Source organism: Cyanobium gracile UHCC 0281 (genome assembly GCF_034931305.1).
GTDB classification, from domain to species: Bacteria; Cyanobacteriota; Cyanobacteriia; order PCC-6307; family Cyanobiaceae; genus Cyanobium; species Cyanobium gracile_A.
In genome coordinates this window covers 1-24524 of sequence record NZ_JAYGHY010000042.1, presented here as the reverse complement: position 1 = coordinate 24524, position 24524 = coordinate 1, and the positions used below count along the sequence as shown (strand labels likewise).

Sequence of the window (24524 nt, the reverse complement as noted above, 5' to 3'; positions counted from 1 at the left end):
CGCTGGCGGTGGCCTGGCAGCAGCGCATCGGCGGGGCCGCCGAACCGCTCCAGCTCGACTACATCAGCGGCACCGTGCTGGCGGAGGCCAGCGACGAGGAGGGCCCCTGGCGCCAGGCCCTGGAGGAGCAGCTGCGCCAGCAGCGGCCCGAGGAGGAACGGCTCGGCCAGTGCCAGGTGGGTCCGCACCGGGACGAGGTGGCCCTGCTGATCGGCGGCCAGGCCGCGCGGCGCTACGGCTCCGCCGGCCAGCAGCGCACCCTGGTGCTGGCCCTGAAGCTGGGGGAGCTGGACCTGGTGGGGCAGGTGGTGGGTCAGCCGCCGCTGCTGCTGCTCGACGACGTGCTGGCCGAGCTGGACCCGGGGCGCCAGCAGCTGTTGCTGGAGGCGGTGGGGGACGGCCACCAGTGCCTGGTGAGTGCCACCCATCTGGAGGCCTTCAGCAGCGGCTGGCGGGCCCACAGCCAGGTGGTGGAACTGCGCAGCGGCGCCCTGGTGGCCTGAGGCCCGAGCCCCCAGTCGCCGCAGGCGACCTGGCGAACCACTGATCCGAGCTCCTGGCGCGTATGGTGAGACCTGTTTGACCGGATTCGATGAACCAAACCCTGTCCAGCCTGCATCCCAACCCGGGATGGAAGCCCGCCGCCTCCCCCACCCACGCCATTGCACCCCCAGGCGACATCACCGACGCGGTAGGGAAACACTGCATCCTCGAGCTCTACGACTGCGATTGCGCAAGGCTCGACGACGAAGCTTTCCTCAGGGACACCATCACGACAGCAGCCAAACGCGCTGGTGCCACCCTGCTCAACCTGATCACCCATCGCTTCGAACCCCAGGGCGTCACGGGCCTGGCGTTGCTGGCGGAGTCCCACATCTCCATCCACACGTGGCCCGAATCGGGCTATGCGGCCGTGGACGTGTTCACCTGCGGTGACCACACCATGCCCGAGAAGGCCTGTCAGGTCCTGTGGGAGGAACTTGGGTCCGGACGGCACAAGCTCACCAGCTTCCGCCGCGAGACGCCCGAGGCCCTGATCGACAGCCAGAGGGAGCCCCACCTGGCCGGCGCCTGAGCCAAGAGGGACAGGGGTACGCCCGGGTGTCGGTCAGTCCCGATGCCCCCCCAGGGAGCGGTTCAGCTTGCCGCTCACCAGCCCCTCCAGATCCAGGGCCACGGCCGTGAAGCCGAGGTGCCTGAAGGCCTCCACCAATTGGGGGCGCAGCTCGCCATGGGCGAGAGACTCCAGCGCCGCCGGCAAGCCGGCGGTGGGGATTTCAATGCGCGCCGTTTCCCCCTGGCTGCGGACCCGCAGTTCGGGGAAGCCGCACTGGCGCAACCAGTCCTCCGCGGCGGCCACCCGGGTCAGGCGGGGGGCGTCGATCGGCTCGCCGTAGGGGAAACGGGACGCCAGGCAGGGCTGGGCCGGCTTGTCCCACCAGGGCAGGCCCAGGGCTCGGGAGAGCTGGCGCACCCCCGCCTTGTCGATGCCGGCCTCGGCCAGCGGCGAGCGCACCCCGAACTCCCGGGCGGCACGGATGCCGGGCCGATGGTCGCCCAGATCATCGAGGTTGACCCCGTCCAGCACCTGGGCCCCCTGGGCGGCAGCAGCGATCGGGGCCAGCAGGCGATGCAGCTCCCGCTTGCAGGCATAGCAGCGGTCCTCCGGGTTGCTGGTGTAGGCGGGGTCGGCCAGCTCCGCGGTGGGCAACTCGCGGTGGCGCAGCCCCAGCCAGCGGGCCTGGTCGCTGGCCTCCCGGCGCAGGTGGGGGGCCAGGGCCGGCGAGACACCGGTGACCGCCAGGGCACACTCCCCCAGACGGTCGCCGGCCAGGGCGGCCACCAGGGCGCTGTCGACACCGCCGGAGTAGGCCACCACCACCTGGGGAAAGGCGTCGAGCTGGCGGCAGAGGGCCTCCAGGCCCCTCTCCAGTGGAGCCGGCAGGGCTTCGAGCAGGCTGAGGCGGCGGGTGGCTGGCATGGCCTCGATCCTGGCAAGGCTCAGTAGCATCCGGGTCAGATCCGCCCTTTGACGCTCCCCGCCACCCGCCGATGACGCCCGCAGCCCGCAGCACCCAGACCCCGCAGCGCGGCACTGGGCGGGGCATCGGCATCCGCACGGCCGCCGGCAGCGACGAGCGCGCCCATGGCCAGCTGCACGTCTACGACGGGGAAGGCAAGGGCAAGAGCCAGGCGGCCCTGGGGGTGGTGCTGCGCACCATCGGGCTGGGCATCTGCGAGCAGAAGCGCACCAGGGTGCTGCTGCTGCGGTTCCTCAAGGGCCCCGGCCGCGCCTACGACGAGGACAGCGCCATCGAGGCCCTGCAGCAGGGCTTTCCCCACCTGATCGACCAGGTGCGCACCGGCCGCGGCGACCACTTCAGTGCCGCGGAAGCCACCCGCTTCGACCACCAGGAGGCCCAGCGGGGCTGGGACATCGCCAAGGGGGCGATCGCCAGCAACCTCTATTCGGTGGTGGTGCTCGACGAACTCAACCCCGTGCTCGATCTGGGCCTGCTCGACACCGAGGAGGTGGTGCGCACCCTGGCCACCAAGCCGGCGGGAATGGAAATGATCTGCACCGGCCGGGGGGCGCCGCGGCAGCTGGTGCAGCTGGCCGACCTGCACTCGGAGATGCGGGCCCACAGCGGGCCCCAGCAGGGGCTCGAAGGCCTGGAGATCTACACCGGAGAGGGCAAGGGGAAATCCACCAGCGCCCTGGGCAAGGGCCTGCAGGCCATCGGCCGCGGCATCAGCCAGGACAAGAGCCACCGGGTGCTGATCCTGCAGTGGCTCAAGGGCGGCGCGGGCTACACCGAGGACGCGGCGATCGCCGCCCTGCGGGAAAGCTACCCCCACCTGGTGGACCACCTGCGTTCAGGGCGTGATGCGATCGTGTGGCGCGGCCAGCAGCAGCCGATCGATTACGTGGAGGCGGAACGGGCCTGGGAGATCGCCCGGGCCGCCATCGCCAGCGGCCTCTACAAGACCGTGATCCTCGACGAACTCAACCCCACGGTGGATCTCGAACTGTTGCCGGTGGAGCCGATCGTCCAGACCCTGCTGCGCAAGCCCACCGAAACCGAGGTGATCATCACGGGCCGCTGCAAGAGCCGGCCCGCCTACTTCGATCTGGCCAGCGTGCACTCGGAAATGGTGTGCCACAAGCACTACGCCGAGCGCGGCGTCGACCTCAAACGCGGCGTCGACTACTGACCCCAGCCATCGCGGGACTGCTGATCACGGGCGTGCCGATCACGGGCTGTTTTCTGGCGCCCTGGGCGGGCCCAGCTCCTCGTCCTCCAGCATCTCCACCTCCTCTGAAGCGATGAAGCGGCCCAGCAGCAGCCCCACCAGCAGGGCCATGTACAAGGTGCTCGCGACGCTCAACAGGATCACGAAGCGCTCCCCCACCGCATTGGCCGGCAGCACATCGCCATAGCCCACCCCGGCGACGGTGACGAAGCTGAAGTAGGTGAGCCGATCGAGCAGCAGCTGCTGGCCGGCGGTCTCCCCGAGGCTGAAGCTGCCAGGCACGAGCACCTGCGTGGCCGTGGCAAGCACCCCTCCGGTGAGACCCAGGTGCAGATAGCCCGCCGCCGCGCCGGCCAACACCTGCCCATTGACCCGGGGCACCCTGGCCAACACTCTGACCAGCCGCGTCGAGGTGATCAGAAAAAAGAGGCTCAGCAGGACCATCTCCCCGGCGTGGAACGACCCACCGGGCCATTCCCCCGAGGCCACCGGCGCCCAGAGCCCGATGCTGCCGACCAGGCCGATCCCGCGGAAAAACTCCTGCCGCAGCCGGGCGTAGGGCACCCCAGGCATCACCGGCAAGGTGCGGATCGACTGGACGATCAGCAGATTGAAGACCAGGGCGAGAAGGACGTGCCCCTGCCAGCCATACCTGGCCGTGAAGGGCATCAGCAGGATCGGCAGCACGGCCGTCAGCAGGAGCGGCAGGAAGCGCTTCTCGAGGGCGATCAGGCGCTGGGCTTCGAGGCGGCGGCGCTCCCGCCACCGCTTCCTGGCCGGGGAAAGGGCGTCAGTAGCGGGGAACGGCAGGATCCACCTCCTGGCTCCAGGCGTCGATGCCGCCCTGCACGTTCACCCCCTCGATGCCGTGACGGCCGAGGGCGATCAGGGCCTTGGCGGAACGGCCGCCCAGCTTGCAGTGCACGTAGAGCCGCTTGCCGCTGGCCAGGCGCCGCACGTCCTCGATCGCCTCGCCGCTCTCGATGCGATCCAGGGGCACCAGCACCGAGCCAGGGATCACGGCGATGTCGGCTTCCTGGGGGTTGCGCACGTCGACCAGCAGCAGATCCTCCATCTTGCCGTCGATCATGGTCTTGAGTTCGGCCACGGTGATGGTGGGCACGCTGCCCGCCTCCTCCTGGCCAGGGGCCGAACCGCCCACGCCGCAGAACTCCTGATAGTCGATCAGCTTGTCGATCACGGGGCGCTCCGGATTGGGGCGCAGCCTCAGCTCCCGGAAGCTCATCTTGAGGGCATCGAAAAGCAGCAGGCGGCCGCTGAGGCTGGTGCCGATGCCGGTGATCAGCTTCACCGCCTCGGTGGCCTGGATCATGCCGATGATGCCGGGGAGCACCCCCACCACACCCCCTTCGGCGCAGGAGGGCACCATCCCCGGCGGGGGCGGCTCGGGGAAGAGATCGCGGTAGTTGGGGCCGCCTTCGAAGTTGAAGACCGTGGCCTGGCCCTCGAAGCGGAAGATCGAGCCGTAAACGTTGGGCTTGTCGAGCAGCACGCAGGCGTCGTTGACCAGGTAGCGGGTGGGGAAGTTGTCGGTGCCGTCGCAGACGATGTCGTAACCGGCGATGATCTCAAGGGCGTTGTCGCTGGTGAGGGCCGTTTCGTAGAGATCCACCTGGCAGTGGGGATTGATCTCGTGGATCCGGGCCCTGGCCGATTCGATCTTGGGCTTGCCCACCCAGCTGGTGCCATGGATCACCTGGCGCTGCAGGTTGCTGTGGTCGACCACGTCGAAATCGACGATGCCGAGCCGGCCCACCCCGGCGGCGGCCAGGTAGAGGAGCAGGGGCGAACCGAGGCCACCGGTGCCGACGCAGAGCACAGAGGCCGCCTTGAGCCGCTTCTGCCCCTCCATGCCGATCTCCGGCAGGATCAGGTGGCGCGAGAAGCGCACCACCTCATCGGGGCTGAGCTGGACGGCGCTGGTGTCGGGAGGAAGCATGGCGGTGGAGGCCCACGACGCACTAATCGTCCATTCTCCACGCCAACCGCCGGGGGCTGCCCTGCTCCGGCAACCACCAGCAGGCCAGCTCACGCGACGTCGCCCCTGCAGCCGCTGCGGTGGCGGGGCGATCAGCCTGCCCCAGGATCAGCATCAGGGTGGGGGCGAAGGCCATGGAGCGATCCAGGGCCGAGGGGACGGGCTCCGAGAGCGGATGGCTGTGGGCCGATCCCAGCACGCTCAGCCCCCGGGAGCGGGCCCACTTCTGCGCCAGCAGCTGCTCACGCGGATCGAGGGCGAAGCGGCGGCGGCGCTCGGCGGCGGGCTCCCAGACATTGAGGCAGGGCCAGACGCGCCGGACGCACCAGGGATCGCGGCCCCCGAGCAGCAGGGCACAGCCCTCCTCGGGGGCGGCCGCCACCAGCACGGCCTCCAGCAGCGTCAGCGCCTGCCGACCGAGCCGCAATTCCGCTGGCGTCTCAGGGTTCACACCGGTACGTTATGCATCATTCCGTCAGGAGACCGCTCCTTCCATGATCGACAGCACGACCGAGGTGAAGGAGACCATGCATGACGACACCACCAGCAGCGCCGCAGAAGTGGATTTCACCGAGCGTTACAGCGAGGTGATCGGCAAGGTCAACGAAACCCTCGACAAGGTGGACTGGAGCCAGGTGGGCCGCGTCGGCAAGGCTTCCGGCGTCCTGCTGGCCGTGATCGTGGCCCAGATCCTGATCAAGGGGGTGCTGGACACCATCAACCTGCTGCCGATCGTGCCGGGGCTGCTGGAACTGCTCGGACTGGTGGTGGTGGGCACCTGGAGCTGGAACAACCTCACCACAGGTGAAAAGCGCTCGGCCGTGATGGCCAAGGTCCAGACCCTGCGCAAGGAATACCTGAGCTGAACTCACGTTCGGGCCGCTAGCCGGGCAGGGCCAGCAGACCGTCGATGCTGGCCTGGCACTGGTTCAGATAGGCGCCTCCGAAAAGGTTGGCGTGGTTGAGAAGGTGATAGAGGTTGTAGAGATTGAGGCGCCGGCGGTGGTCCGCCGGCAGAGGCCATTCCTCTGAATAACCGTCGAAGAACGCTCTAGGGAAACCACCGAAAAGGCGGGCCATCGCCAAGTCCACCTCGCGGTCGCCCCGGTACACCGCTGGATCGAAGATCGTTCCCCGCCCATCGCAGGTGACGGCGACGTTCCCGCTCCAGAGATCCCCGTGCACCAGACAAGGGTCTGGACGGTGCTCACCGAGACGTTGCCCTGCCCACGCCAGCAGGCGTTCGGTCCGCTCCAGGGGGTTGCCGCAACGGCCTAGGCGCTCCAGCTGGGGGGCCAGACGCCTTTCCACAAAGAACCGCCCCCAGTGCTCCTGCCAACCATTGGGCTGGGGGCCGGAGCCGATGAAGTTGTCCATCGGCCAGCCGTAGACCCGCCGCGGGCTGTCTGACGGGACACACGCATGCAAAAGACTGCGCCTGTGCAATTGGGCCAGCGCAGCTCCCAGACGAAACCAATGCAGCATTTTCGCTGCTGATTGGCCGCGCTCCAGATCGAGCCAGGAGAGCACCAGCACAGCCGATCGGCCTGAGATGCCGTGGGCCAGGGGCACGGGCACCTGCGGGCCCTCGTCGCCTGCCGCCGCCGCAAGGGCCTGGAGACCCTCCGCTTCAGCCGCAAGGAGCGGCAAGCACGATGTGGTGTTGGTTTTGGCGAACAGCCTGCGGCCATCGGCCAGATCCAGACGCCAGGCTCTGTGGATGCAACCACCACAAACGGGCCAGCAATCCACCAGTTCAACGCCAAGGCGCTCGGCCAGCCAGGGGGTGAGGGTGTCGGGGGGCGGCATGGGGGCCCTGGGGGAAGAGGCCACAGACTGACTGGATGCAATACAGACAGTGTCGCTCACTGGAAGAGAAGGTCGATAGCAAAGAAACACGAAAGCCTGAGAGAGCCTTGGGCTTGACTACGAATCGATAAGTCATCCGAACAGAAGGGTGATTCGCAAGCATGCTAAGAAAGTCAAAATCAAAGCAAGAGCGATGGCGAAAGAATCCACACCCAAGGAATCCAATGAACTCGTTGGATATCAGAGGCATGAGTTGGCATGGACCCTCCACTGGGTGGGGGTAGCACTGCTGGCGTATTTTGTTGTTGATCTTTGTTTTCAGGCCTGGCCGGTAGCCCTTCTCAAACCAGCCTGGCTGGACAGGATGAATGGATTTCTTGTGAGCCGCGGCACCATCCCCTTGATAGGCGGGCTTTTTGTTGCAGGCGCCGCGAGCGTTGATACACATTCGAAGGAAATCACCAACCGGGCCAACTTATTGAGGCGCTTTGCCAGCTGGGCCGCAATCGGATATCTGCTACTGGTCCCGATACAAGTCTATTCAGGCGTCATGTTACTGCGTGCTCAACAACAACAAGCTACACAACTACTTGCCAATGCAACAAAATCCGCTGAAGCCATACAACAATCGAGCAATGAAGCTGAGCTCCGCATAGCTTATGCACAGATTCCTGGCAGCAAGGAGGCGCTGCCTGAACAGCTACCCCTCCCCCTGAACGTGCTGAGGGATCGGCTGGTTGAGATGATCAATGCAAGAAGCAAGCGCGCCGAATACGACTTTGAGCAACGCATGTCAAGCCTTTGGCAGAGATCCCTCGGACTGATCTTCGGCAACATCCTGAGGGCACTGATCTTTTTCCTTGGCTTTGCTGCCATTGGTCGATCCTCACCAAACCAACCCACCCTTTTACTTCTCGTGTTGACACGTAACTGGGGAGTGACTAAACGGAATAGAAGGCGCGGGGGGCAAAAGCTTGCGCCTGAAATTCCCGAGGAGTGGATGGTGAGCGACGACAATACTTAGGGAAACTTTGGAGAACAGCAGATTGAGCGGCACTTCATCTGATGAATCACCTGAACTGCGGCCTCTGCCGGAACGCTCAGAATGAAGTGGGTGGTTTTTTTAGCAGATAGGCCTCCCATGCCCCGCATGGCAAATTGGTTGTCCGCAGTCACTGCAGCAAAGAAGGGGCTTAGGGCGAGGAGAATCCGCAATGATGACCATTTCAGCCACCAATGAAGCGCAAGCGCAAGATACAAGAGCCATGAAGCTGATCAGCAGAAGCTCCAACACTCTCATTCAGCGTCTGTCAAAGGAAAGAAGCTACGAGTCCAGCAGAAGATGCTTCAAAGCCAGAGAGGCGTTTAGGCGCCCAACCAATGAATACTCTATCTGGCATCATGAGAAGAATTCAGCGGACGAGTGTAGTATCAGTCATACACTTGCATGCCCTTGGCAAAATCCGGGAAATCTTTCATCAGACAGGGACGAGCGGTAAATCCGATAGGCTTCGGAAGACCTTCCCAGATGGACAATAAAAAGCCCGTCTAAAGACGGGCGAAATATCCACAAGCTAAGAATCAAGAACTTGATTTCGAACCGTTGAGCTTCAGGCGGGAGCGAAGCTTTCGGCTGTAGCCGAAGGCTGCACCTGCACCAAGGATGGGGAGAGGACCAGGGACAGATTCTGGGGGAGCGACATCAGGACCCTGCGTAAAGTTGTTGGTCACAGCCGTCAAAACCCCTAAGTCAGCCTTCCAACTATCAGTGATGGTAAGGGTCTTGAATGCCGTAAGCGGGGGGAAAGCAAATACTGGTTCAGCGCCCGTCTGGTCGACTGCCAACGTGAAAGAGTCTAGGCCCCAATCAATCTTCTTGGTAGCGTCGTAAAAGGAACCAGTCGACCCATCTGCCGTAAGCTGGACTGTCCTGAAAGAAAAATCAGGGAGAGTCGTTTCAATATCATATTTAATGCTACCCATTTCAGATCCACCAATAGGAGATGTGAACCCAAGAAAATTATACTCCAGAGTGCCAAGCTCATTGAAGAAGATTAGGACGTCACTGCTACCTGCGATATCGCCGGTGCAGCTGATATTGGAGATCTTCATCCCCGCACCGATCAGCGGAGCGAGTGAGGAACAGTCCGTACCAAGCGCCTGAGCCTGACCTGCCGAGAGCACGGAAACACAGGCGGCAAATACGGCACTACCTATGAGTGCCTTACGAGGGGAGCCTCTGGAAACAAGCGCCTTTAGGCCGAATCCAGAGCTTGGTTGAGAGGTGAGCATTCCCAGAAAGCTGAGTACAACCCTAGGAAGCTAACCCGATTAGCTCACTGATATCTCACTTGCTGCACATCCGCATCGCTCGACGCTGCACTTTATGTGTCTGATGATACGAACTACTTCGATCCCCTAGGCAGTCCCCAAGCTGAATCTCAGCCCAAAGAGACGGTGGGAGAAGCAATTTCACGATTCAAGAAGGGGGCTGTGTTTGCCATGGGAGGAAGGCCACCCACATTCGTATCCCGAAACCGACACAGGCTCGGAAACAAACCTTCAAATGAGTCTCTCTTGGAGCTCTAGGTCCATTCGCACTGCTTCACAACCTTCAGACCAAGGAGCTTAAAGCTCCCACCCCACAAACGGCGACGGCTGTGGCCCATCTCCAGCCCCATCCACAGCCCTGAGCACTGGCCTGCCAGCATCGGCCTTGCGCGTCCGGGCCGCCTTGAAGACCAGCGATGGGGCCAGGACAGACGTGGCGGTGGTGGGCGCCGGCATCGCCGGCCTCACGGCGGCGGCCCTGCTGGCGAAACAGGGGCTCCAGGTGGAGCTGCTCGAGGCCCATCGCCAGAGCGGCGGCTGTGCCGGCACCTTTTGGCGCGGGCCCTATGTGTTTGACGTGGGGGCCACCCAGGTGGCGGGGCTGGAGAACAGTGACGGCGCCCCCGCCGGCATCCATGCGCGGCTGTTCCGCCATCTCGGGGTGGCGCCGCCGGCCGCCGTACCGCTCGATCCCGGCTGTGTGGTGGATCTGGCCGATGGCCGCCCACCGGTGTCGATCTGGCGCGACCCGGAGCGCTGGCACCAGGAGCGGCTGAGGCAGTTCCCCGGCAGTGCTCGCTTCTGGGCCCTCTGCGACGCTTTGCACCGGGCCAACTGGGCCTTCGCCTCCCAGGATCCGGTCCTGCCGCCGCGCACCTGGTGGGATCTGGGTCAGCTGCTGGGGGCGGTGGGGCCAGGCACGCTGGCCAGCGGTCTGTTCACCACCGCCACCGTGGCCGACCTGATGCAGCTCACCGGCTGCGCCGCCAACGGGCGGCTGCGGCGCTTCCTCGATCTGCAGCTGAAGCTTTACTCCCAGGAGCCAGCGGATCGCACGGCCGCGCTCTACGGGGCCACGGTGCTGGCGATGGTGCAGGAACCACTGGGCCTCTGGCACTTGGAGGGTTCGATGCAGGCCCTCAGCGACAGCCTCGAGCAGGCGCTGAAGCAGCACGGTGGTCGGCTGCGGCTGCGGCATCGCGTCGAACGGCTGCGGCCGCCCGTTCAGCCAGACAAGTGCTGGCAGATCACGGGCCGGCGACGCACCGCACGCCCCGGGGATCCCCGTTCTCCGGAGTCCGATTTCAGCCTGGAAGCCACCGAGGTGGTGGTCACGCTGCCCCCCCAGAGCCTGCCGGCCCTGCTGGGGGACGCCCTGCCGGCCGGCTACCGCCGGCGGCTTGAGAGTCTGCACGAACCCAGCGGGGCCCTGGTGTTCTACGGGGCCATCGATCGCAACAAGCTGCCGCCGGAGTGCCCCAGCCACCTGCAGCTGGCGGCCCCGGAACCGGGCTCCTTGTTCGTCTCGATCAGCCAGGAGGGGGATGGCCGGGCTCCCGCCGGGCGGGCCACGGTGATTGCCAGCGTGTTCACCCCGGTCCACCCCTGGTTCGGCGCGGAGGAGGCCGACTATCAGGCCCGCAAGCAGCAGGCGATGGCCTCGATTCAGAGGGGCCTGGAACAACTGCTGGGGGTGGGGCCTGACGACTGGCTGCACGGGGAGTTGTCCACCCCCCGGGGCTTTGCCGGCTGGACAGGCAGACCCATGGGCTATGTCGGTGGCCTGGGCCAGCACCCCAGCCGGTTCGGGCCCTTCGGCCTGGCCAGCCGCACTCCCCTGGCGGGCCTGTGGCTCTGCGGCGATGCCATCCACCCCGGCGAGGGCACCGCCGGGGTGAGCCTCTCGGCCCTGATGGCCTGCCGCCAGTTGCTGGCCCAAAGGGGGGTGGACCTGCGGCCCTGACCCCCCGGGCACTGACTCAGTTGACGCTGACGCGCACCACCCGGCCGCCGAGACGCTGCACCCGCTGCAGGGCCTCGTTCATGCGGCTGTAGGGCACCCGCATCACGTAGGAGCCGCTGCGCACCACGGCGTTGTTCACCAGCCCGGTGGCGGTGATGGTGGCCACCCGGCCACTGGAGCCGCTGGTGCCACGCACGCCGGCCGACACCACCAGGGCTTCCTCGCGGTGGCCGCGGGAGGGATCGGTGGGCTGGCCGTTACGGGACACCGGTCCATCGACCCTGGAGCCGCCTTGGCCAACATTGGCCTGGAAGAAGGATTCACCGCTGAAACGGGGACTCTTCACCGACACCGTCACAGCCCGATCCTGGTGCAGGGCCCGGCCGAGCTTGAAGCGGGTGCCGGCGCTGTCGCCTTTCACCGAAGCGGCAGCCCCACCGGCCAGCTGCATCAGCCAGGAGAACTGCTGACCCTGGTGGCCGGCGGAATAGTCCCAGCCGTGGAGATAGGGCACCACATCGGAGCCGAAGCGCTCCTGATACTCGGGGCTGTCGATGTAGGAATCAATCTCAGCGTCGTAGCCGTGCTCCTGCAGGATCGTGAAGTGGTGCAGCATCTCGGCCTTGTTGTGGGGTGCCCGGCCGAGCAGATGCTTGTGGTTGAGCTCGATGAAGCGGTAGGGGTTGCAGGATTCGAAGAAACGGGAGCGATAGAGCCCGCTTTTGGCGAGCGTGCGCACAAATTCCTGAACGGTGAGGTAACCGTTTCGGAAGAGAGATTCAGCACCAACTAGGCGCTCATTCTGCATCACATACTGCTGGCCCAGCACCTGCTGATAGACCAGCCTGAGGATGCCATCACGATCCTGCGGCGACGCCTTTGACCAGTTCTCCTTGTTGCGATCATCCGCGAAACGCTCAATGCCAAGGGAAGGGGCTTGGACCAGGGCCATGGGAAAAACAACGCAAAGGGCAGAGAGAAGAGCATCGCCATGGGCAGGAGCAGGATGAAAAGAGCTCCTCAGGAGGACTTTCCCGCCGGCGATGTCAAGCCGCGATTCTTACTGGATTCAGAGCGAAGAAACGCGAATCGTTACAGCGCTCAGCGAGCGGAGGAAGATCCATACAATCCTTCACCACGAAGGATTGAGAAAGAACAAGAAAAGCTCAGGAGGCCAAGCGCAGGGACACCTCAGCCAGGCGATTTCGCTGGCGCAGGGGACGCTGGCCGCCGACAGGCGGCTGGAGGGGACTGGAGAGGCTGGGTAACTGGAGCGATGTCCCGGCACTCGCCGCGTCCTGGCAGAGGCTCTCCCAGACGGTCTCAAGGGCAGCGAGCTCGTCAGCCTGCGACCACCCCACTCCGGTGAGGGGTGTTTCAGCTGGTCGTGCCTCGGAGCAAAGGCGCGACATCCCCTGGGGCCAGGACTGGGACTGTCGCCTGGGCTGCGGAAGCTCGATCATGTTCCAGGCCCCCGACAGCGTGCGACCCTCTTTTACGACATCTCACGGCCCCGTCCAGAGGCAAGGCAACACAAGCAGACGAAAGAAAATATAAAGACGGTGCCAACCTGTACATACTGAAGCCTGGGAAAAGGGGAAGAACATCCTCGATGAGGGAAAAGAAGCGCGTCATGCAAGCCTGAAGATGTTGCCAGGTGCGCCTGCCGGACATCAGCGATAGCCTGGCGAGTTCAGCCTGTTCAATGTGAGAGAGTCTTGCCATTCTTCGGCTCCTCCAGAATGAAGAGTGCCCAACAGAGCACTCCGGGGGCCTACTCGTCGCTGGGCAACAGCACCAGGGTGTGCAGCTGGTCGGTGCCGAGATCATGGGTGAGGATCCACACCTGCAAGCCCTGGCCGAGATCAAAGACGCTGCGCAGCGAACCCTGCTGGCGGTAGGCCGCGATGGTGTTGTCCCGTGCATCGCGGGCATCCACCACGCCCCAGTCGCCGCGGCGGTGGCGGGCCACCAGGCGCTGCAGCGTTTCACGATCCACCCACTCGCGCACCTCGGGACTCACGTCCACCGGGCCGATCGCGAGGCGGGCTGCCATGGACGTTCCTTCGCTCTGATCGACCTTAAGGGGGAATCCGCTGGGGGTCCTGGCCGGTAGTCCAACCATCCACCGCGTTTCCCCCGATGCGACTGTCGCCGCGCCTCAACACAGCCGCCGCCCTCTCGGCCCTGGCCGCCAGCCTGCTGGCGATACCGCTGATCGCGCCGGGCCTTGTGCCCCGCCTGGGAGCCTCCAGCGCCGTGGCCGCCAGCCTGCCCGATCCGGCCACAGGGCTCACCCTGGCGGCTGGCCCACGCGCCACGGCGGTACTGGCAGGCGGTTGCTTCTGGGGCATGGAGGCGGTGTTCGAGCACGTGAAAGGGGTCACCGAGGTGGTGACCGGCTACACCGGCGGCAGCCCGGCCACCGCCGCCTACGACCGCGTCAGTGGCGGCGGCACCGGCCACGCCGAGGGCATCCGCATTTCCTATGACCCGGCCAGGGTGAGCTACGGCCAGCTGCTGAAAGTGTTTTTCTCCGTCGCCCACGATCCCACCGAGCTGAACCGCCAGGGTCCGGATGTGGGTTCCCAGTACCGCTCGGCGATCTTCCCCACCGACCCTGAGCAGCGACGGGTGGCCGCGGCCTACATCGCCCAGCTGAACCGCTCCGGCGCGCTGCCGCGGCCGATCGCCACCACGGTGGAGGAGTGGCGGGGCTTCACCCCCGCCGAGGCCTACCACCAGGACTTCGTCGCCCGCAACCCGGCCCACCCCTACGTCGTGATCCACGACCAGCCGAAGGTGGCCCGGTTGAAGACGCAGTTTCCGGAGCTGGCCCGCTAGGTGGGGTCGCCCTCAGCGCAGATGGTCGAGGGCGCCGCGGCCGTGCAGATCGGCCAGGGCGTCGTAGCCGCCGATGGGCTGGCCATCGATGAACACCTGGGGCATGGAGCGGCCGCCGCTGCGTTGGGCGACCTCCTGACGGACGCCCTCGTCGTCGGCCAGCTGCACCGTGTGGGGGATGCCGAGGGTGCGCAGCATGCGCAGGGCCCGGGCCGAAAAGGGGCAGCCGCTGCCCACGGCGATCTCCACCCGCGGCTGGGCGGGGGTGGCCGCCGCGGTCACTGGCTCCTGGGGTGCGTCGGTGGGCAGGAAGCCCACCAGCAGGTCGGCGCCCCTGAGCACCAGGCTGCCGTGCTCGAGGTGGCCGCCCCACACCTGGCACTCGCCATCGGACAGGCTGAGGTGCAGGTGCACCCCCTGGGGCGCCACGGTGCCCTGCAGGGTGATGATCTCCAGGTGACCCTGCAGCACGGTGGGTTCGGCCTGGCCCGGGCACTGGAAGGCCGCCTGGGAGAGGTCGCCGACCACCCCCAGCACGAACCCGGAGGCGCCGGCCTGGGTCCCCAGCTGCTCGAGGCTGGCGCGCAGATCACTGCCCGGGCCAAGATGCAACGGCAGGGGATGCATGGCGGCAGCAGGCGTCGAGGGGGTCAAGGTAAGTCCCGGCCCGCCGGCGCCAGCGGACCGAACCGACAGCGCAGCAGCGCCAGGGCCTCGTCGGGCAGACCCAGGAACCGGTCGAGGAAAGGATCGCCACTGGGGGCGATGGTGGCCACCCCCACCAGCTGCGCCAGGCCGTCGCCATCGAGGGGCTGGCCTGTGGCCTGGTGGCGGCGACCCTGCACCGAACCGGTGCTGAGCGTTGTGTCGACGATCAGATCCGGTGCCCGGTAGAGCGAGCCGATGGCGAAACGGAAGCGGGCGTTGAACCGCAACGCCATCGCTCCGGTGGCCCCATCGAGGCTCCCCTCGAGCCGCTCAGGATGGATGGTGATCTGCAGCCCAGGGGGCAACGGCAGGCCCAGGAACCGGGTGGTGCGCCAGTTGAGCGGCGGGATGTTCAGAGCAGCGGGGTCGAAACGGAGCCGCTGCGAACCGGTGCTGTCCCCGTCGGTGAGCCACCCCGGGCCCCCGCCCCCACGGGCGTCGTACCTGAAGCGGGGATAGGCAGCGATCACCAGGCCACAGCCCGCCAGGGTGTTGAGAACGCAGTCAGGCATCGATCTGGATCTCCGCCTGGGTGGGGTAGGGGATCTCGATCCCTTCGGCAGCGAACAGGGCCAGCAGGGCCCGGTTGAGGCGGGCCACCTCATCCTTGAACGCCGCGTAGGTCGGCTGAGCGGAGCGGTAGTCGTAGGTGAAGTCGTAGCTGAAGTCGTTGATGGCCAACAGGCGACAGGAGCGGAAAGCGGCCAGGGGTTCGTGATCGAACAGCGAGGCGATCAGGTCGGGGATGCGCTGCAGTTGCTCCTGGCTGGTGTCGTAGGCCACCCCGATCACCATCCGGGAGCGGATCACCTGATCCGTGATCTGCCGCAGTCGCAGCAGGACCGCTTCCCGCAAGCTGAGGTAGTCGGTCCAGTTGGGGGCCTGGATCTCTCCGCAGCAGCGCAGCAGCAACTCCCCATCGCCGGCGTCCTGGTCGAGGAACACCTGGGCAGCAGTCAATCCCGGCAACCCCGTGAGGTAGGAGCGGCCGTAATGCAGCAGGTCATCCAGCTGATCGGGGGTGAGGTCGGCCGGCAGGGGAAGGTGCAACTCGAAGACATGCAGCACCGCCTCCTGCGCCTGATCCGAGCGCAGGGAGTAGTTGACGATCGTCTCCTCATCGACGACCGAATTGGGGATCGTGACGCGACTTTCGTGGGTCTGCAGCTCCAGGGAGCGCAGGCCGATCTTGGTGACAAAGCCCAGATTGGTGCCGATGCGGCAGAACTCCCCCACCCGCAACGGGCGGTCGGTCTGGATCGACAGACCGGCGAACAGATTGCCCAACAGCTTCGAGGCCCCCAAGCCGATGGCCAGGCCGGGTACGGCGGAAAAGGCCAGCACGGTGGAGCCCGGCAAGCCCAGCAGGATCAGCAGCCGGTACATCAGGGAGATGCCGATGATGGCCCCCATCACCCGGCAGATGGGCATCACCAGATTGCTGATGCGGCTCAACTGCAGGGCGTTGCGCCGTCCGCGCAGAATCGTGATCCACTCGGCCAGGCTGCGACCGAGGGCCTCCATCAGGAAGAAACTGAACAACCCCGCCCAGCAGAAGTAGAGCGTGTACAGCAGGTACACCAGCACCTGCAGCGGCAGGCCGGTGACGTTGACGTAGTGATCCAGCAGCAGTTCCACCAGTCGGGTGATGGGCAGGGCCACGCCCGCCAGCAGCACCCGATGCCAGGCGATGTTGTCAACGCGCCAGACCGCCATGGGTGTGAGTGGTCTGCTGGCGGCCCGTTCGGTCATCCGATAGCTGGCCAGAAGGGCCAGTACCAAGCGAAGCTGCACCCCAGCGAAGGCCGTCAGAGCCAACAGGCCCAACACGATCTGGAACAGGGTCTGGTCCCAGAGATGGGCCTCCAGCACGCTGCGGCGGAAGCCAGCGGGAATGCTCAGATACCACTTGGGCGGCAGGATATGGCCGGGCCTGAGGCTGAAGGCGTCATAGATCTCTGGCGTCAGCAGGCTGGACTCGCCGGCAGATGGCGCACGTTGATGCTTGATTTCCTCGTAGAGACTGGGGATCTGGGCCACCGTGAAGGCGGAGAACCTGTAGCCGCGATCACGGACCCCTTCTGTCCCCTCATCCGTCAGGGTGATGGAGGTGCCTGGGATCGTCCAGCTGCCGCTGGGGTTCAACCGTCCCTCGTTCAACGCCTTCATCCCAGCCGCATCAGGGATCTCGAAAGGTTTGCGGCTATGGGTGAAGACGTAATCAAGAATCACCTTGAGCTTGAGGGCATATTCATCGGCGAAATCCGCCCGGATGCTCTGGGGGATCTCCGACACATCCAGAGCCTTCACCGCTTCGGTGAAGTAGCTGTCGATCAGCTCCAGTTCGTTGCGCACCGCACGCGACCAGAACAGCCCGGGTGTCGCCGCCGCCCTGGCCTCGATCCGGGTGATATCGCGGCTCACCTGGGCCATCACCACGTAGAAGTTGAGCAGGGTGGCCCGCGGGCTGTCCCCCACCACCTGGTTGAGGGGCGCATCCGTCCATTGCTGCTTCAGGTCCAGCAACTGGCCATGGAAGGGTTGGCTCTCCAGGGGCACGTAGACCGCCAGGCCCGGGTCGGGGGGGGCCGCCCCCGGGCCGGCGGAGAGCGCCGCCGTTGACAGGCCCATCAGCGGCAGCAGACAGGCGGTCAGGAAGGCCAGCAGCAGACGGATCAGACGGGGCACCCAGACGCCACGGCACATGTCCCGAATGATGGCGGCTCAGCCTGCCGGCAACACCTGGCGGTAACCGTTCGCCTCGCACACCCGCAGGGGAGTGGCGAACAGGGCGCTGAGGGGGGCGTCCTGCAGCAACTGGGCAGCGGGCCCGTCGCCCACCACCTTGCCCTCGCGCAGCAGCACGCAACGGCGGATCTCGGGCAGGATCGCCTCGATCTGGTGGGTCACCAGCAGCAGGGTGGTGCCGGCCTGGACCAGCTCGCGCAGGAGCGCCAGCAACTGGTGTTTGGCCTTCAGATCAAGCCCGTTGGTGGGTTCATCCAGCACCAGCACCTCGGGCCCATGCACCAGGGCCCGGGCCAGCAGCAGGCGCCGCCGCTGGCCATCGGAGAGCTGGCCGTAGGGGCGCTCGGCCAGCTCGGCCAGCCCCAGCTGCGCCATCAGCGCCGCCACGCGCCGGTGCTGGGAGGTGGTGGCCACCTGGCTGCGGCCGATGCCCACCGAGCCGAAGAAGCCGGAGAGCACCACATCGGCGGCGGGCACCCTGCCCCCATAAGCGGCCTGCAGATCCTGGGACACCAGGCCGATGCGGCCGCGCAGCTCCCAGAGGTTCACCGTTTCGCTGCCGAAGATCCGCAACGAGGAGCCGGGTTTCACCACGGGGTAGAGCTCGCGGCTGAGCAGCTTCACCAGGGAACTCTTGCCGGAGCCGTTGGGGCCCAGCACCACCGTGTGCTCACCGCGGTGCAGCCGCAGGGAGAGATCCTCAAACACCCGGCGCGGGCCCAGCCAGGCCTCGACGGCCTGCAGCTCCAGGTAGGCCGATGGCGCAGGAGCTTCGCTCACGACCTCACGTCGGCGGCGGCCTCCTGGCCGGCGGGACGACCCCAGCCGAGCTTGCGTTCCAGCTTCTGGATCATCTTCCCGGCCAGATCCAGGCCGGTGGCCGCTTCGATCCCCTCGAGCCCGGGGCTGGAGTTCACCTCCAGCAGCAGGGGGCCGCGGTGGGAGCGGAGGATGTCGACGCCGGCCACGTCGAGCCCGAGGGCCTTGCAGGCCTTGATGGCCATCTGCTTTTCGGGGGCATCGAGCTGCACGGTCCGGGCCGATCCCCCCTGGTGCAGGTTGGCCCGGAACTCCCCTTCAGCGGCCCGGCGCTCGATGGCGGCCACCACCTTGCCGCCGACGACGAAGCAACGCAGATCCGTGCCTCCGGCCTCCTTGATGAATTCCTGCACCAGCAGGTTGGCGTCGAGGCTCTGGAGGGCATTGATGACGCTTTCCGCCGCCTTCTGGGTTTCGGCGAGCACGACACCCTTGCCCTGGGCACCCTCCAGCAGCTTCACGATCAGGGGGGCGCCGCCCACCATGCGGATCAGATCCACGGTGTCGAGCGGGGAATCGGCGAACCCGGTGACAGGGGTGTTGAGGCCCGCGCGGACGAACTCCTGGGAAGCGAAAAGCTTGTCGCGGGAGACGGTGATCGCGTGGGCACTGTTGAGGGACGGCACCCCCATCGATTCGAACTGGCGGGTCACGGCGCAGCCGTAGAAGGTGACGCTGGGGCGGATGCGCGGGATGACGGCATCCACCGTGCCGAGCACGTCGCCGCCGCGGTAGTGGACCTCCGGGTTGCGGGGGTCCAGGCGGATGTAGCACTGGCGGATGTTGAGGAACTGCATGTGGTGGCCCCGTTCCTCGCCGGCCTCGATCAGGCGGCGGTTGCTGTAGAGGTCGGGGTTGCTGGCCAGCAGCACGATCCGCAGGCCGTCGTCGCGTTTGCGGACATGGGAATAGAGGGCGCGGCTCTCCTCGGCACTGAGCGTGCGCAGGTGATGGCTGCCCTCCGGATCCACGAGGATCCGGCCCACCATGGCCTGCCGGCCGAGCAGCATCCGGTAGCCCATGGCATCGCGATTGGCCAGCGTGAGTTCCACCTCCCAGCTCTGCTCACCGAGCACCAGGCGCTCCCGGATCACGTAGCGGCTCTCCGGGACGCCGCTGGTGTTGCGCACCTCCCGCCTGGCGACCACGGGCGCTTCATGGCGCACCACCACCACCCGATCACCCTGGAGCGGGTGCACCTCGAAGCTCACCCAGGGCTGGCCATCGCGGTCGAAGGCCACGATGTTGGTGGCATGCAGGGCCGAGGTGGCCGCACCGGAATCGACGCGGGCCTTGATCGCCGGCAGCCCGGCGTCCGGGAAGCTGCACCACTCCTCGCTGCCCACGATGATCTTGCCGTCGAAGCTGTCCATGGGTCCGGAGCGGGTGGCGTGGGACGGGCCCACGAACCCCCATGCTCGCCGGGCTCTCTGACGTTGTCGACGCCGATCCAGCAGGCTGGGGGCTGTGTGCGGGCGATGGTCATGGCGGAGGCTCCCTATCTGGTGGCGCTGGCCCTGCTGGAGCAGGAAGGGACGCGGGCCCTGCCCCTCAACGGCAAGTCGTTGGCCCTGGCGGCGGCTGAAGCGGCGGATCCCGGCGATGACGGCCGCACCCTGGTGCTGGAGCTGCTGCTGCGCCTCTGGCAGCGCAGCGAGGAGGGCGCCCTGCGGCGGGCCGCCGGGGACGGGAGCCTGCTGCTGGTGGAGCTGCCGCTGGAGACGCTGCAGGAGCAGTTGCCCCGGCTGAAGGCGCGCTGGGTCGGCGGCGGCAGCAGCGCCGACTTTCATGCCGAGCTGGGTGCCCTGGCGATCCGGGGCTGGCGGGTGTCGATCGCCCGCTATGAGCCGGTGCGCTTCAGCGCCTGGCCCTGAGGCGCTCCCTGCGGCGGCGCCGGGGCCGGGTCAACGCAGAGCTCGTCCACGAGGCGGAAGTAGGCGGCTGGATCCCGGCGGGCCATGACCCTGGCCTCCGCTTCCCGCTGCCAGCGGCCCTCGCCGTAGAGCCGGGCCAGGTCGCGCCGGTCGTGTCGGCTCAGGCCCCGACGCAGGTCCTCCTCACCCAGATGGGGCCGTCCCCGCAGACAGCGGGACTGCACCGCGTGCCAGCCCTCGTGCAGCAGGGTGTCGTTGAGATGGCCGCGGGGGCAGACCACGATCCGCCGGCTCTCGCGCAGGTAGAGCCCGTACAGACCGCGCTCGGCGCAGCGGGGGTGGCTGCCGAGCACGCTGAAGCCGCGCTGCTCGAAAGCCTCCACCAAACGCTGGTACGACCAGTTGTCCGCGCGGGCGGCCAGGGGCACAAGAGCCACCAGCGCCAGGCCAGCAGCGGCAGGCTTCAGCCAGGCCATGGCGGCTGTGATGGGCTGGGACGTGCCCTTGAAGGTATCCCGGATCCGCAGCAGGCTGGGTGACCCATCGCCAGCGCTCCGTCCATGAACTCCCCCACGACCCTCTCGGAAGAGGGGCGGCTTGACGCGCTGAGGCAGGAGTTCGAGCACGACGCCAGTTTCAACCAGGTGTTCGTGGTGCTCACCGTCGGTGCCACCTTGATCGCCACCCTGGGCCTGCTGGCCAACAGCCCCGGTGTGGTGATCGGCGCCATGGTGGTGGCCCCCTGGATCATGCCGCTGCAGGCGATGGCCTTCGAGATCCTGCGGGGGCGGCTGCCGATGTTCCTGCGGGCCTTCAGCACCTTGATGCTGGGGGTGGTGATCTGTGTGGTGCTGGCGATGGCGGTGGGCCGTCTGGTGGCCTTCCCCAGCTTCGGCAGCGAGGTGATGAACCGCACCAGCCCCAACCTGCTGGATCTGGGGGTGGCGCTGGTGGCCGGTGCCGTGGCGATGTACGCCAAGCTCCGAAAGGACGCGATCACGGCCCTGGCCGGCCTGGCCATCGCCGTGGCCCTGGTGCCGCCGATGTGCGTCGTGGGGATCCTGCTGGCCTCCGCCTACTGGTCGCAGGCCTACGGGGCGTTGTTGCTGTTCGCCACCAACCTGCTGGGGATCATGGTGGGGGCGATGGCGGCCCTGGGGATTCTTGAGAAGGTGTACCGCACCCGTCTGTTCCGCAGCAGGCTCGGTTTTACCAGCCTGGCCCTCACCGCCCTGCTGGTGATCCCCCTGGGCAGCAGCTTCTTCGCCCTGGTGAACCGATCCCAGCGGGAAACCCAGGCCCAGAAGCTGGAGACCGTGATCGAGCAACAGCTGCGCAGCAGCACGATCACCCTCGGCGGCGATCCTGCCATCGATCTGGTGGGCATCAGCATCGACTGGCAGAAGAATCCGCCGCTGATCCGGGCCCGGGTGCGGGTGACCGACCCCAAGCTGCCCACGGCCCGGCAGGTGGCCGGCGTGCAGGACTTCATCAACAAAACCCAGGCGCCCCTGCGCTTCCGGCTGGTGGTGCAACGCACCGCCGTGGACCTGATCGGACCGGACACCGCCCCCAACCCCCCCGGGCTGGAGGTGCTGCCGCCACCGGCGCTGCCCCCCCTGCCAGCTCAGACCCGCAAGCAGGAGGCGGAGGATCTGGAGGAAGAGCCGTAGCTGGCCCTGATGAGCTCTGTTCCCGCTGTTGCCTTTGTCACAATTGGCACCTGAATTAACCAAAGGCCTGCTCAACACCGCCTAAAGGAAGGCATTCAGTGTCGTGAAGCCAGTGACTCTCCACCTCCAGCGGACCATCCCCCAGCTGCGCCGTGCCTGCCTGCCGGTGGGACTGGCCGCTCTGACGCTCACCATCAGCGCCTGCGGCTCCGGCGGTCGCCGGTTGCCTTCGCTCAACGGCGCCGGGGCCTCCTTCCCCGCCCCGGCCTACCAACGCTGGGCCGCCGACTACAAGACCGCCAAGGGATACCTCGTCAACTACCAGTCGGTGGGATCCGGGCAGGGGGTGCGCTCGTTTCTGGCGGGTTCGGTCGATTTCGGCGCCACCGATGAACACCTCAGCGACGCGGATTTCAAGGCCGGCATGGCCGGCAAGCGCGGTGCCGTGCAGATCCCGATGCTGGGCGGCACGATCAGCCCGGCCTACAACAATCCCGACTGCCCCGGCCTCAAGCTGACCCAGGCCCAGCTCGCCGACATCTTCCTCGGCAAGATCACCAACTGGAGCGCCCTGGGCTGTCCGGCCAGGGCCCTCACCGTGGCGCATCGCTCCGATGGTTCGGGCACCACCTTCAACTTCACCAATTCCCTCGCCTGCTTCTCGGAGGAATGGAAACAGAAAGTGGGCGTCGGCAAAGCGGTGCGGTGGCCCGTGGGGGTTGGGGCCAGGGGGAATGAGGGCGTGGCCGGACTGATCCAGAACACCCCCGGCGTGATCGGGTACGTGAACCAGGCCTACCTGCGGGGCACCGTCAAGCCGGTGGCGCTGCAGAACAAGGAGGGGCAGTTCGTCCTGCCCGATTCCAAATCGGGAGCGGCGGCGCTCAACAGCGTCAAGCTCGACGAGCGCCTCGGAGGCGCGGACTGCAACCCCGAAGGGGCCGAAAGTTTCCCGATCGTGGCCTTCACCTGGATCGTCGCCTATCGGAGCGGCCAGGGGGAGGAGAAGGCCGAGGCCGTGCGCACCTTCCTGAGCTGGTCGCTGGAGGAAGCCCCCCAGAAGCAGGCGGCGGAACTCGGCTTCGTTCCCCTCACCGGCGATGTGCTGAAGCGGGCCCGGGAGGAGGTGGCCAAGATCAAGGACTGATCCAGTCGCCTCTGGCACCGCCGAGACTGCCAGCGGTTCGCCTCGAGACGATGAACGTCCATGCCATGGATCTGCTGCGGCGGGTCTGGTTCTTCGGCCGGGTGGGTCTGCTGCTGCTGGGCATCGAAGCCTGCAGGGTCCTGGTGCACCGGCAGCACTGGGAGGTGCTGACCCCCAATCCCCTCTTTTCAGCCCTGGTGGCCTCCGGGGTGTTCCTGCTGGGCTTCCTGCTGAATGGGGTGCTGACCGATGACAAGGGAGGGGAGAAGCTGCCCGGTGAACTGGCCGCCGCCCTGGAGTGCATCTCCCTGGAGGTGCAGGGTCTGCTGTTGCTGCAGCCCGACGCCGAGGTGAGGGGGAGCCTGGCGCTGCTGGCGAGCTTCAGCGAAGCGCTCCTGGCCTGGATGCAGAACGCCGGGCCGACCCTGGCGCTGCTGGAGCGGCTCAACGACCTGCAGCTGGCGATCGAACGGCTGGGCTGCCTGAATCCAGCACCACTGCAGGCGCGCCTGCTGCTGGAGCTGGCCCACATCCGCCGGGGGGTGCAACGCATCGATGTGATTCGCAGCACCACGTTCGTCCCTTCCGTCTACGCGCTTGCCTACATCGGAACGGGGGTTCTCACCGTCGGGCTTGTGCTCTCGAGGATCGAGCCCTTCGCCGAATCCCTCTTTTTCATCGGTGTGATCTCCTTGATGCTGATCAAGTTGCTGCTGCTGATCACCGATCTCGACAACCCCTTCGGGGCCGGCCATGCGCTGTCGGTGGAGAACGTCTCGCTGCTGCCCGTCGCCGCTGCGGCAGAGCCAAGCTCAACCGACTAATCAAGCAGCTTTGATTCAATCAACGGGCCACGGGCAGGGACGAGGAAAGGACCGTGCTGGCCCGGTTGTCGCTGCTCGACCGGTTCCTGCCGCTCTGGATCCTGCTGGCCATGGCCGGCGGCCTGCTGCTGGGCCGCTTCTTCCCGGCCATCCAGGGGTGGCTCGATGCCGTGCGCATCGGCAACACCACGTTGCCGATCGCCCTGGGGCTGATGATGATGGACTCGGTGCTGGCCAAGGTGCACTACGAGGACCTGGGCCGGGCGGCGCGGGATCGGCGGCGGCTGCGACTGTCGTTGCTGCTGGTCTGGGGCCTGGGGCAGGCGCTGATGTTCGCCCTGGCCTGGCTGTTCCTGCCCGGCCAGCCGGAGGTCCGCACCGGCCTGATCCTGATCGGCCTGGCCCCCTGCATCGCCATGGTGCAGCCACTGAGCGCCTCCATGACGACCCTTGCCTTGAACTCGGGGCTGTGGGTTCGGCGTTTGCTCATGGGTGGGAGCCCCTTCTCAGGGGGGGGGGGGGGGGGGGTG

General features: G+C 66.6%; 24 protein-coding genes and 3 pseudogenes. 12 read left to right on the top strand and 15 right to left on the bottom strand.

Going from position 1 to position 24524, the window contains the following annotated elements; all coding sequences use genetic code 11:
- Both VB739_RS11860 and speD read left to right on the top strand, forming a co-directional pair.
- A pseudogene (locus VB739_RS11860) lies at positions 1 to 503 on the top strand (DNA replication and repair protein RecF); the annotation flags it as partial.
- A gap of 89 nt (positions 504 to 592) precedes the next feature.
- Positions 593 to 1075 (top strand): adenosylmethionine decarboxylase, encoded by a 483-nt coding sequence (gene speD, locus VB739_RS11855; protein WP_323357258.1) that lies wholly within the window; start codon positions 593 to 595, stop codon positions 1073 to 1075.
- Positions 1076 to 1108: 33 nt separating this feature from the next.
- Here speD and larE read toward each other — a convergent pair whose 3' ends face one another.
- Complete coding sequence (gene larE / locus VB739_RS11850; RefSeq protein WP_323357257.1) at positions 1109 to 1981, bottom strand: ATP-dependent sacrificial sulfur transferase LarE; 873 nt, start codon at positions 1979 to 1981, stop codon at positions 1109 to 1111.
- A 71-nt stretch (positions 1982 to 2052) separates the two neighbouring features.
- On the opposite strand from larE, the gene VB739_RS11845 reads away from it, so the two are divergent.
- Positions 2053 to 3216: a cob(I)yrinic acid a,c-diamide adenosyltransferase gene (locus tag VB739_RS11845; protein ID WP_259724017.1), complete on the top strand. Its 1164-nt coding sequence runs from the start codon at positions 2053 to 2055 to the stop codon at positions 3214 to 3216.
- Between the two features lie 39 nt (positions 3217 to 3255).
- Here the strand turns inward: VB739_RS11845 and VB739_RS11840 are convergent, their stop codons facing one another.
- From VB739_RS11840 to VB739_RS11830, 3 genes are all read right to left on the bottom strand, one after another.
- Positions 3256 to 3942 carry a potassium channel family protein gene (locus VB739_RS11840; protein WP_323357256.1) on the bottom strand — a complete coding sequence of 229 codons (687 nt, stop codon included), beginning with the start codon at positions 3940 to 3942 and terminating at the stop codon, positions 3256 to 3258.
- Between the two features lie 103 nt (positions 3943 to 4045).
- Positions 4046 to 5215, bottom strand: coding sequence for a molybdopterin-synthase adenylyltransferase MoeB (gene moeB / locus VB739_RS11835; RefSeq protein ID WP_323357255.1), 1170 nt, complete (start codon positions 5213 to 5215; stop codon positions 4046 to 4048).
- A gap of 22 nt (positions 5216 to 5237) precedes the next feature.
- Positions 5238 to 5705: a M67 family metallopeptidase gene (locus VB739_RS11830; RefSeq protein WP_323357254.1), complete on the bottom strand. Its 468-nt coding sequence runs from the start codon at positions 5703 to 5705 to the stop codon at positions 5238 to 5240.
- A 43-nt stretch (positions 5706 to 5748) separates the two neighbouring features.
- Between VB739_RS11830 and VB739_RS11825 the strand changes: the two genes are divergently transcribed.
- Entirely contained in the window at positions 5749 to 6120 is a 372-nt protein-coding gene (locus VB739_RS11825; RefSeq protein ID WP_416233329.1) for a CAAD domain-containing protein, read from the top strand.
- A gap of 16 nt (positions 6121 to 6136) precedes the next feature.
- On the opposite strand, the gene VB739_RS11820 is transcribed toward VB739_RS11825, so the two are convergent.
- A complete protein-coding gene (locus VB739_RS11820) occupies positions 6137 to 7063 on the bottom strand; it encodes a fructosamine kinase family protein (protein WP_323357253.1) in 927 nt (308 codons plus the stop codon).
- Between the two features lie 148 nt (positions 7064 to 7211).
- Here VB739_RS11820 and VB739_RS11815 point away from each other — a divergent pair, with 148 nt between their 5' ends.
- Positions 7212 to 8087 (top strand): hypothetical protein, encoded by an 876-nt coding sequence (locus tag VB739_RS11815; RefSeq protein WP_323357252.1) that lies wholly within the window; start codon positions 7212 to 7214, stop codon positions 8085 to 8087.
- Between the two features lie 557 nt (positions 8088 to 8644).
- Here VB739_RS11815 and VB739_RS11810 read toward each other — a convergent pair.
- Complete coding sequence (locus VB739_RS11810; protein ID WP_323357251.1) at positions 8645 to 9355, bottom strand: hypothetical protein; 711 nt, start codon at positions 9353 to 9355, stop codon at positions 8645 to 8647.
- A gap of 442 nt (positions 9356 to 9797) precedes the next feature.
- Here VB739_RS11810 and crtD point away from each other — a divergent pair, with 442 nt between their 5' ends.
- Positions 9798 to 11357: a C-3',4' desaturase CrtD gene (gene crtD / locus VB739_RS11805; protein WP_323357250.1), complete on the top strand. Its 1560-nt coding sequence runs from the start codon at positions 9798 to 9800 to the stop codon at positions 11355 to 11357.
- Positions 11358 to 11373: 16 nt separating this feature from the next.
- Here the strand turns inward: crtD and VB739_RS11800 are convergent, their stop codons facing one another.
- Together VB739_RS11800 and VB739_RS11795 are read right to left on the bottom strand one after the other, a co-directional pair.
- On the bottom strand, positions 11374 to 12309 hold the full coding sequence (locus VB739_RS11800) for a phycobilisome rod-core linker polypeptide (RefSeq protein WP_323357249.1): 936 nt from the start codon (positions 12307 to 12309) through the stop codon (positions 11374 to 11376).
- An 822-nt stretch (positions 12310 to 13131) separates the two neighbouring features.
- A complete protein-coding gene (locus tag VB739_RS11795) occupies positions 13132 to 13413 on the bottom strand; it encodes a hypothetical protein (protein ID WP_323357248.1) in 282 nt (93 codons plus the stop codon).
- Between the two features lie 86 nt (positions 13414 to 13499).
- On the opposite strand from VB739_RS11795, the gene msrA reads away from it, so the two are divergent.
- A complete protein-coding gene (gene msrA / locus VB739_RS11790; RefSeq protein ID WP_323357247.1) occupies positions 13500 to 14201 on the top strand; it encodes a peptide-methionine (S)-S-oxide reductase MsrA in 702 nt (233 codons plus the stop codon).
- A gap of 12 nt (positions 14202 to 14213) precedes the next feature.
- Here the strand turns inward: msrA and VB739_RS11785 are convergent, their stop codons facing one another.
- The 6 genes and pseudogenes from VB739_RS11785 to VB739_RS16695 form a co-directional block, all read right to left on the bottom strand.
- Positions 14214 to 14828, bottom strand: coding sequence for a PCC domain-containing protein (locus tag VB739_RS11785; RefSeq protein ID WP_323357246.1), 615 nt, complete (start codon positions 14826 to 14828; stop codon positions 14214 to 14216).
- 23 nt (positions 14829 to 14851) lie between these two features.
- Entirely contained in the window at positions 14852 to 15421 is a 570-nt protein-coding gene (locus VB739_RS11780) for a hypothetical protein (RefSeq protein WP_323357245.1), read from the bottom strand.
- Positions 15414 to 17597, bottom strand: a complete 2184-nt coding sequence (locus VB739_RS11775; RefSeq protein ID WP_323357244.1) for a mechanosensitive ion channel family protein — start codon at positions 17595 to 17597, stop codon at positions 15414 to 15416. The genes VB739_RS11780 and VB739_RS11775 overlap by 8 nt, the downstream gene beginning before the upstream one ends.
- 36 nt (positions 17598 to 17633) lie before the next feature.
- Complete coding sequence (locus tag VB739_RS11770) at positions 17634 to 18437, bottom strand: ABC transporter ATP-binding protein (protein ID WP_323357243.1); 804 nt, start codon at positions 18435 to 18437, stop codon at positions 17634 to 17636.
- A complete protein-coding gene (gene rimK, locus VB739_RS16700) occupies positions 18434 to 19357 on the bottom strand; it encodes a 30S ribosomal protein S6--L-glutamate ligase (RefSeq protein WP_416233330.1) in 924 nt (307 codons plus the stop codon). Before rimK ends, VB739_RS11770 begins: the two co-directional genes overlap by 4 nt.
- A gap of 90 nt (positions 19358 to 19447) precedes the next feature.
- Positions 19448 to 19849: pseudogene (locus tag VB739_RS16695) on the bottom strand (ATP-dependent zinc protease); the annotation flags it as partial.
- A 111-nt stretch (positions 19850 to 19960) separates the two neighbouring features.
- Between VB739_RS16695 and VB739_RS11760 the strand changes: the two are divergent.
- Entirely contained in the window at positions 19961 to 20350 is a 390-nt protein-coding gene (locus VB739_RS11760) for a hypothetical protein (RefSeq protein WP_323357241.1), read from the top strand.
- Here the strand turns inward: VB739_RS11760 and VB739_RS11755 are convergent.
- Positions 20317 to 20826, bottom strand: coding sequence for a hypothetical protein (locus VB739_RS11755; protein WP_323357240.1), 510 nt, complete (start codon positions 20824 to 20826; stop codon positions 20317 to 20319). The genes VB739_RS11760 and VB739_RS11755 overlap by 34 nt on opposite strands.
- A gap of 84 nt (positions 20827 to 20910) precedes the next feature.
- Between VB739_RS11755 and VB739_RS11750 the strand changes: the two genes are divergently transcribed.
- The 4 genes and pseudogenes from VB739_RS11750 to VB739_RS11735 form a co-directional block, all read left to right on the top strand.
- Entirely contained in the window at positions 20911 to 22023 is a 1113-nt protein-coding gene (locus VB739_RS11750) for a DUF389 domain-containing protein (protein ID WP_323357239.1), read from the top strand.
- A 112-nt stretch (positions 22024 to 22135) separates the two neighbouring features.
- Positions 22136 to 23170, top strand: a complete 1035-nt coding sequence (gene pstS / locus VB739_RS11745) for a phosphate ABC transporter substrate-binding protein PstS (protein ID WP_323357238.1) — start codon at positions 22136 to 22138, stop codon at positions 23168 to 23170.
- 50 nt (positions 23171 to 23220) lie between these two features.
- Complete coding sequence (locus VB739_RS11740; protein WP_323357237.1) at positions 23221 to 23994, top strand: hypothetical protein; 774 nt, start codon at positions 23221 to 23223, stop codon at positions 23992 to 23994.
- Positions 23995 to 24059: 65 nt separating this feature from the next.
- Positions 24060 to 24524 (top strand): annotated as a pseudogene (locus VB739_RS11735) (arsenical-resistance protein); the annotation flags it as partial.

What these genes read in the sequence shown, in the direction of transcription:
- msrA (WP_323357247.1), top strand. Translation starts at nt 13,500, where the DNA reads ATGCGACTGTCGCCGCGCCTCAACACAGCCGCCGCCCTCTCGGCCCTG.
- VB739_RS11780 (WP_323357245.1), bottom strand. Translation starts at nt 15,421, where the DNA reads ATGCCTGACTGCGTTCTCAACACCCTGGCGGGCTGTGGCCTGGTGATC.
- VB739_RS11750 (WP_323357239.1), top strand. Translation starts at nt 20,911, where the DNA reads ATGAACTCCCCCACGACCCTCTCGGAAGAGGGGCGGCTTGACGCGCTG.
- VB739_RS11755 (WP_323357240.1), bottom strand. Translation starts at nt 20,826, where the DNA reads ATGGCCTGGCTGAAGCCTGCCGCTGCTGGCCTGGCGCTGGTGGCTCTT.
- VB739_RS11800 (WP_323357249.1), bottom strand. Translation starts at nt 12,309, where the DNA reads ATGGCCCTGGTCCAAGCCCCTTCCCTTGGCATTGAGCGTTTCGCGGAT.
- VB739_RS11820 (WP_323357253.1), bottom strand. Translation starts at nt 7,063, where the DNA reads ATGCCGCCCCCCGACACCCTCACCCCCTGGCTGGCCGAGCGCCTTGGC.
- VB739_RS11740 (WP_323357237.1), top strand. Translation starts at nt 23,221, where the DNA reads ATGAACGTCCATGCCATGGATCTGCTGCGGCGGGTCTGGTTCTTCGGC.
- VB739_RS11825 (WP_416233329.1), top strand. Translation starts at nt 5,749, where the DNA reads ATGATCGACAGCACGACCGAGGTGAAGGAGACCATGCATGACGACACC.
- moeB (WP_323357255.1), bottom strand. Translation starts at nt 5,215, where the DNA reads ATGCTTCCTCCCGACACCAGCGCCGTCCAGCTCAGCCCCGATGAGGTG.
- speD (WP_323357258.1), top strand. Translation starts at nt 593, where the DNA reads ATGAACCAAACCCTGTCCAGCCTGCATCCCAACCCGGGATGGAAGCCC.
- VB739_RS11795 (WP_323357248.1), bottom strand. Translation starts at nt 13,413, where the DNA reads ATGGCAGCCCGCCTCGCGATCGGCCCGGTGGACGTGAGTCCCGAGGTG.
- VB739_RS11845 (WP_259724017.1), top strand. Translation starts at nt 2,053, where the DNA reads ATGACGCCCGCAGCCCGCAGCACCCAGACCCCGCAGCGCGGCACTGGG.
- larE (WP_323357257.1), bottom strand. Translation starts at nt 1,981, where the DNA reads ATGCCAGCCACCCGCCGCCTCAGCCTGCTCGAAGCCCTGCCGGCTCCA.
- VB739_RS11760 (WP_323357241.1), top strand. Translation starts at nt 19,961, where the DNA reads ATGGCGGAGGCTCCCTATCTGGTGGCGCTGGCCCTGCTGGAGCAGGAA.
- VB739_RS11810 (WP_323357251.1), bottom strand. Translation starts at nt 9,355, where the DNA reads ATGCTCACCTCTCAACCAAGCTCTGGATTCGGCCTAAAGGCGCTTGTT.
- VB739_RS11785 (WP_323357246.1), bottom strand. Translation starts at nt 14,828, where the DNA reads ATGCATCCCCTGCCGTTGCATCTTGGCCCGGGCAGTGATCTGCGCGCC.